This is a genomic window from Pseudobacter sp. (assembly GCF_051955275.1).
Taxonomy (GTDB): Bacteria; Bacteroidota; Bacteroidia; order Chitinophagales; family Chitinophagaceae; genus Pseudobacter.
This window is the reverse complement of the sequence record NZ_JBQCGW010000230.1, coordinates 26,211-33,109: the sequence shown is the minus strand read 5'-3', so window position 1 is coordinate 33,109 and position 6,899 is coordinate 26,211. Positions and strand designations below refer to the sequence as shown.

The 6,899-nt window shown below is 49.4% G+C and carries 4 protein-coding genes; 3 read left to right on the top strand and 1 reads right to left on the bottom strand.

Translation table 11 applies throughout. The annotated features are described in order from the left end of the window. On the top strand, nt 1–857 hold an 857-nt coding region (locus tag ACTHMC_RS20200), incomplete at its 5' end, for a substrate-binding domain-containing protein (protein WP_440415856.1). 64 nt (nt 858–921) lie between these two features. Further along, nucleotides 922–2,319, top strand: coding sequence for a class II fumarate hydratase (gene fumC, locus ACTHMC_RS20195; protein WP_440415854.1), 1,398 nt, complete (start codon nt 922–924; stop codon nt 2,317–2,319). A gap of 275 nt (nt 2,320–2,594) precedes the next feature. Here fumC and ACTHMC_RS20190 read toward each other — a convergent pair whose 3' ends face one another. Then, nucleotides 2,595–4,286, bottom strand: a complete 1,692-nt coding sequence (locus tag ACTHMC_RS20190) for a PQQ-dependent sugar dehydrogenase (RefSeq protein WP_440415853.1) — start codon at nt 4,284–4,286, stop codon at nt 2,595–2,597. A 259-nt stretch (nt 4,287–4,545) separates the two neighbouring features. Between ACTHMC_RS20190 and ACTHMC_RS20185 the strand changes: the two genes are divergently transcribed. Further along, a complete protein-coding gene (locus tag ACTHMC_RS20185) occupies nt 4,546–6,837 on the top strand; it encodes a T9SS type A sorting domain-containing protein (protein WP_440415851.1) in 2,292 nt (763 codons plus the stop codon). Nucleotides 6,838–6,899 lie beyond the last annotated feature (62 nt).

The window sequence follows — 6,899 nt, the reverse complement described above, 5'->3', positions numbered from 1 at the left end:
AAACGGCAATATTCTTTAAACAACGCAAAACCTTCACAATTGGTGTTATTTTACCTAACCTGAAGGAAGAATTCTTTTCCTCCGCTATCAATGGTATCGAAAAAACTGCACTTGACAATAATTATATTGTACTGACCAGCCAGAGTCATGATGACCTGGAGCGCGAAAAGAATATTGTAGAATCGATGAAGAAGCACCGTGTAGATGGTATCCTGGCCTCCATTTCCAAGAACACCACACATATCGATCACTTTGAACAACTTAAAAATTATGATATCCCGGTTGTATTCTTTGACCGGGTGCCGGATGTGCCCGATGTACATTCCGTCAGCTGTAACCTCTATCATAGCTCAGTGGAAGCAGTGAACTTCCTCGTAAAGAAAGGCCATAAGCGTATCGGGTACATTCAGGGACCTCCCACCCTCAATATCCGCAACGAGCGTCTCAACGGCTATTATGATGCATTAGCTAAAAATTCCATAAAGCCGGACGATGCCCTCTTTGTGAGCACCGATCTCTCGCCCGAAGGCAATGCCGGCGCGCTCGACAGGCTCCTGGCCCTCAAAAAGCGCCCCACCGCCATTATTATCTTCAATGATTATGTGGCGCTGGATGTGATCCATCACGCCCGCCAGCGCAAACTGGTGATCAATAAAGACATCAGCTTTGTGAGTTACGCCAATATCCCCTTCATGCATTACCTGGATTTTCCACCCGTTGCCTCCGTGGAACAGTTCCCCTACGAGCAGGGCGCCAGGGCCACAGAACTGCTTTTCAAGCTCCTCGATCCCCGTGCCCGTCAGGGTTTGCCACCCTACGAGAACATAGTACTGAAAAGCGAACTGATCATTCATTAGAATCCCATGAAATAGCTGTGTTCAGCCGCGTATTTCCCTACCTTTGCTGCCAAATTTTTAGCATATGGAATACCGGATTGAAAAAGATACCATGGGCGAAGTGAAAGTGCCTGTAGATGCTTACTTTGGCGCCCAGACCCAACGCAGTATCGACAACTTCAAAATTGCACAGGATATCAACAGGATGCCGAAAGAGATCATCCGGGCTTTCGCATACCTGAAGAAAGCAGCTGCCATCACCAACTTCGAAGCAGGCGTTCTCCCAAAGGAAAAATCCGACCTGATCGGTCAGGTTTGTGATGAGATCCTGGAAGGCAAACTGGATGATGCATTCCCCCTGGTAGTCTGGCAGACCGGTTCAGGTACACAGTCCAATATGAATGTGAACGAAGTGGTTGCCTACCGTGGTCACGTGATCAAAGGCGGCAAACTCACCGATAAAGAAAAATTCCTTGCTCCCAACGATGACGTGAACAAATCGCAATCATCCAACGATACGTTCCCAACAGCGATGCACATTGCTGCCTACAAAATGCTGCTGGAAGTTACCATCCCCGGTATCGAGAAACTCCGCGACACGCTCGCTGAAAAGAGCGCCAAATACATGAATGTGGTGAAGATCGGCCGTACGCATTTCATGGACGCCACTCCCCTCACAGTTGGACAGGAGTTCAGCGGCTATGTAGCCCAGCTGGATCACGGCATCCGCGCCATCAAGAATACACTGGCTCACCTCAGCGAGCTCGCCCTCGGAGGCACTGCAGTGGGTACCGGTATCAATACACCTCCTCACTATTCTGAAACTGTTGCAAAGCATATCGCCCAACTGACCGGCCTTCCTTTTGTAACTGCCCGCAATAAATTTGAAGCACTCGCTGCTCACGACGCTATCGTTGAATCTCACGGCGCTCTTAAAACTGTTGCTGTGAGCCTTATGAAGATCGCGAACGATATCCGCATGCTCAGCTCCGGTCCCCGCGCTGGCATCGGCGAACTCTTCATTCCCGACAACGAGCCCGGTTCTTCCATCATGCCCGGCAAAGTGAACCCCACTCAGTGTGAGGCGCTCACCATGATCGCTGCACAGGTACTCGGCAACGACGTGACCATCAATATCGGTGGTGCAACCGGCCATTTTGAACTGAACGTGTTCAAGCCCGTAATGATCTACAATTTCCTGCACAGTGCACGCCTCATCGGCGAAGGCTGTGTAAGCTTCAATGATAAATGTGCTGCCGGCATCGAACCCATCGAAGCCAATATCAAAAAGCACGTTGATAACTCCCTGATGCTGGTGACTGCGCTCAATACCAAGATCGGTTACTACAAAGCAGCAGAGATTGCACAGACAGCTCATAAGAATGGCACTACTTTAAAAGAAGAAGCAGTACGCCTGGGCTATGTAACTCCTGAGGAATTTGATCAGTGGGTTATTCCTGCCAACATGGTAGGAAAGCTGTGATAAAGTGCTATCCCTCCTGCAACTTTTCCCAAAAGTGGTACGCAATTCCGGCTGTAAAATACAACGCCACGTAAGAATGCTTAATCAATTGTAGTATACAAGGATGGGGCTGACCAAAAGGTCAGTCCCATTTATTTTCGCTGTGCCCAGTCGCTCGCGTCCCCGCCAGTGACTTCTGTTTGCCCGCCTCCGGCGAGCGACTGCTCTCCGAGTAATGGCGATATCCCTTTTAGTCGGCCCCGCTTGCATTTATAAGACCGGCCAAGAGCAACAAACTATTGAAGTATTATTTTTTCTTTCTTCAACTCCGTTCCATTGCCATCATGCAACGTCAGCACATACATCCCACGTCTCAAATCCGCCACAGACAAACTATGCAGCGTTTTTGAAGCCACGCCTGACATTACTACTCGTCCCGCTATATCATACAACCTGTACGTCACAGGCTGATGCCTGATCTTACCCAGCCTGATATTGATCTGTGCCGTAGCAGGATTCGGATACACCGAGATCTGTACCACCTGCGTACCAGGCGATGCAGGATTTTCAGGATCAGGCAATGCCAGCACAGATCCGGTATACCGGTACACCAGGATTGCTCCGCGATGTGTAAGCGTAGTAGGATTCTGCGCACTGGGCCCTGAAGTGGAACCAGTACTGTCGGTAATGATATAGATCTTTCCATCAGGGCTCATAGCAATATCACGGTACCGGTTAGCCGATCCGAAATAGGGAATGGAATCACTCACAATGGTGGTGCCCGTTGGATCCAGCTTGAACCGGTATACGGTTCCCCTGCGCAGTGTTGGCACTAAGAGGGAAGGATACCAACCGGGGATGCCTTTACCGATATTGAGTTCATAGAACTCGATACTGCTTGGCGCAATGGTTGGGAATTTCAGCCACCCCCCGTTGACCAGGTCACAGGTAGTAACACTTTGTGATCCGCAACTGGTGTACACGGATTTGAGTGGTTTCCGGAAATTATTTTTTATGGAAGCGGGTGCATCTTTCTCCAGGGTATAGGAGGCACCGGGTGGTGTATAATTAGGATTTTCCTGAAAGCCGATACTATTGCAGTCGGTTGCTTCAAACCAGCGGTTGTAGCGGTAGTTCACATTATCGGTATCCCCGGCAATATAAGGCCATCCATAATTCTTACCGCTTTCGATCACATTTACCTCATCATCGGAATTGGGGCCATGCTCGGAACTGTAGAGCCTGCCGCCAGGTGTAAGTGTCGGCAGCGGAGATCCATTGCTGGGTTCCTTCTCCCATACAAGCCCCTGCGGATTGCGGTGCCCGATAGAAAAGATATGACTGCGAACACCGTTCCATAACGGGTTGTCGGCAGGAATTTGACCATCGGGATTGATGCGTAATATTTTTCCGGAGTAGCGTGTATAGATCCCGTTGTTGATATCACTGGCGGAAGGGAGGTGCTGAGAAAGGATCTCCCGGCATTTATTATTGAACTGGTTGTAACCGAGATCGCCGCAAGTGTAATAGATCTTTTCGTCTGCACCGATGATCATCCTTCCGGAAGTATGGTCGGGGCTGGAAGGTATGCCTTCTAGCAGCGGCAATTCATCAGTACAGGTATTGGTAGCCCTGTTGTAAAAGAAGCGGGAGATGCGCAGGTACTGATTATTGTAACAGTAGGCAACATAAATGGAATCCTTACCGGGGACTGTATAGAACCCGGGATGCAGGGCCATTCCCAGCATGCCGTTCTGCGAAATACCGGTGGCTGTACCGCCTGGGCCGTTCCGGTTGATGCCCAGGTAAACCTTATGCCTGATATCGAGGATGATGGTCCGGATACCGGTGCCTGTATCAACCCGACAAACCCTTCCGACCTTTTCAGTGATATACAGGAAATTATCCTGGCCATAAGTAATATCGAAGGGATGCATCAGACGGTAGCGGTCTGAGGGCTGCGTTGGTTTCTGATTCAGAACGGTCATGGCAAAGGGTTCACCCTGAGCTAAACCAATCAGTGGAAATATTAATATGATAAGGCAGCCTGCGAGAGTAGCCGTTTTCATAGGGTGGATTTGATATGCAGGTCCAAAATACAAATCCGGGACAATCATGCAATAGTAGATCAACGGTAAAACACTGGTAAAACTACGATTGTTACAACCCTCGCTTTTTTATATGTTTACAGTGGCAAGTGCAGACTGGTATTGAATTGCGCATCATTTTACCCCAGATTCCAAACCGATGAAAAAGCAACAACTCCTTTTAACCCTTATCCTATTCGCCTGCGTCATCTTTGACGTTTCTAACGTCAACGCACAGGTGAAATTCGGAAATAGCTACGTCAACCTGTCGAAGAAAAACGCAGGTGGAACTGTTGAGCCCGGCGACACGCTGGAGATAAGAACCTGCGTGTATTTTCCAGGCGGTTTCAATGGAGGCTATGTATATTTTGTCCGGTACCTGGACAATATCCCCACCAATACAGAATTTGTAGGTCCTAACATATACCTCATCACCAATGAGGGGCTTATCGTGAAATCATTCACGCAAACGGCCAGTGATGACCCGGCTACTTACAAAGCCAACCCGGCGGCGAATGAATATAATATCCGTATCAATATCGGAACGAGCCCGTCCAATGTCACCAATACAACTACCAATGCAGCTGCGGGTGGTGGCACTGTACGGCCGGGCACGCATCGTCCACTGGTAGCGGGCGGCACACTGGTTACCACAGCATTCAGGGTAAAGGTTACCGGTGCGGTGGGAAGTACCATCACGCTGGGCGCCGGTCAGATCCGTTATAAAAGGGCCAATAGTTCATCCACCGGTTTCCAGGATTCGGTAGTGAATGCACAGAGATACCGGATCATGGTTTCACGCAACGTACCCATCTGTGCCGATGCCGTGGGCAGCAATTTCGCGGCAGAGTTTGGTGGTACTTTCGGTGATGGCAACACGCAGAACAGAGGCGTACTCGGAACCGATCTCCCCGTTCCGGGATATATCAGGAGACCACTCACACCTTCCACGGAAACCAATGACGGTTACTATACCATTGTAAACAATCTCAGCCCCCGGCAAAGCATTTTCAGGAATGCACTTAAAAAGCCGAATTGCGGATCAGTGAACCTGCCTAATCAAAATGCCTGCGCCAACCGCATGTTCGGTGGTCACTGGGATATCATCGGAGACCATACAGGCAGTACAACGCCCGCCGGTAACGATCCTACGGCTGCCGGTGCAACCGGTGGTTATATGCTGGTAGTGAATGCTGATTACGCAACAGGTGAAGCCTACCGGCAATATATAGAGGGGCTTTGTCCGAATACCTCTTATGAATTCTCCTTATGGGTAAGGAATGTTTGTACCAACTGTGGTATCGACTCAACCGGTACCCAAACCTGGAATCCGGGCGTATTACCGAATCTCACTTTTGCCATCGATGACCTCGACAGGTATTCCTCAGGTATGGTGGACACAGTAGGCTGGGTAAAAAAAGGATTCATGTTCAAAACAGGCCCTACCCAGGAAAATATCACCATCTCCATCCGCAACAATGCATCAGGTGGCGGGGGGAACGACTGGGCTATCGATGATATCGCACTCGTAACCTGTAACCCTAACCTCACCATGCTGCCTTCACCGGTCACTCCGGTTTGTGCTGGTGATAACGTTCGCATTTCCTGCCAGGTAAGATCATTCTTCGATAACTACACTGAGTGGATGTGGGAACGCAGTACAGATGGCGGTCTCACCTGGACCTATACCGGCGTTAGCGGCAGCAGCACTGCTGTAGACAATGGCAATGGCCAGTATGAATATGAAGCATTGTATCCAACATTCGTGGGTGGCCTGGGAGCAGATGGTCACAGGTACCGCATCCGCGTGGCGTCCACGCCAGGCAACCTCGGTGCTCCGGAATGTTCCTTCCTGAACTCCACCACCATCGATGTGGATGTATTGCACTGTGTGATCCTCCCCACCAAACTGATCAGCTTCACCGGAAGCCTCAGTAACGGATATGGATACCTGAAATGGGTAACTGAAAATGAAACGCCTCAGACTCAATATGAGATAGAGCGGAGCAGTGACGGTATTAATTTCTCGAAGATCGCCACGGTACATGGTCAGGCGCCCAATGCCGGTTATGCCTATAATTATACTGATCCCAAATCCATCACGGCACCAACTTATTACCGGATTAAGATCGTAGAGGGGGAACAAAAGAAATACAGTAAGATCATCCTGCTCAGCAGTAAACTGGAATTTTCCATCCGCAACCTGGTGAATCCTTTCACCAGCCAGATCAGTTTTGACCTGGTGAGCCCGGAAAAAGACAGGGCCAATATCCAGCTGATCGATCTTTATGGCCGCACCGTGAAACAGCAGGCCATGAACATTACCAACGGACTGAATGAGGTCACTATACCCAACCTGTCTAACCTGAGCAGCGGCGTGTACGCATTGCGCATACAGATCGGAGAAAGAATAATTACCAGGCAGGTTATTAAAACAAATTCAGTGCATTGATCGTTAATACAATCGCAGTTAAGTTTTACAATATCAAAAAAGGGAAAAGGGTAACCGGCAAC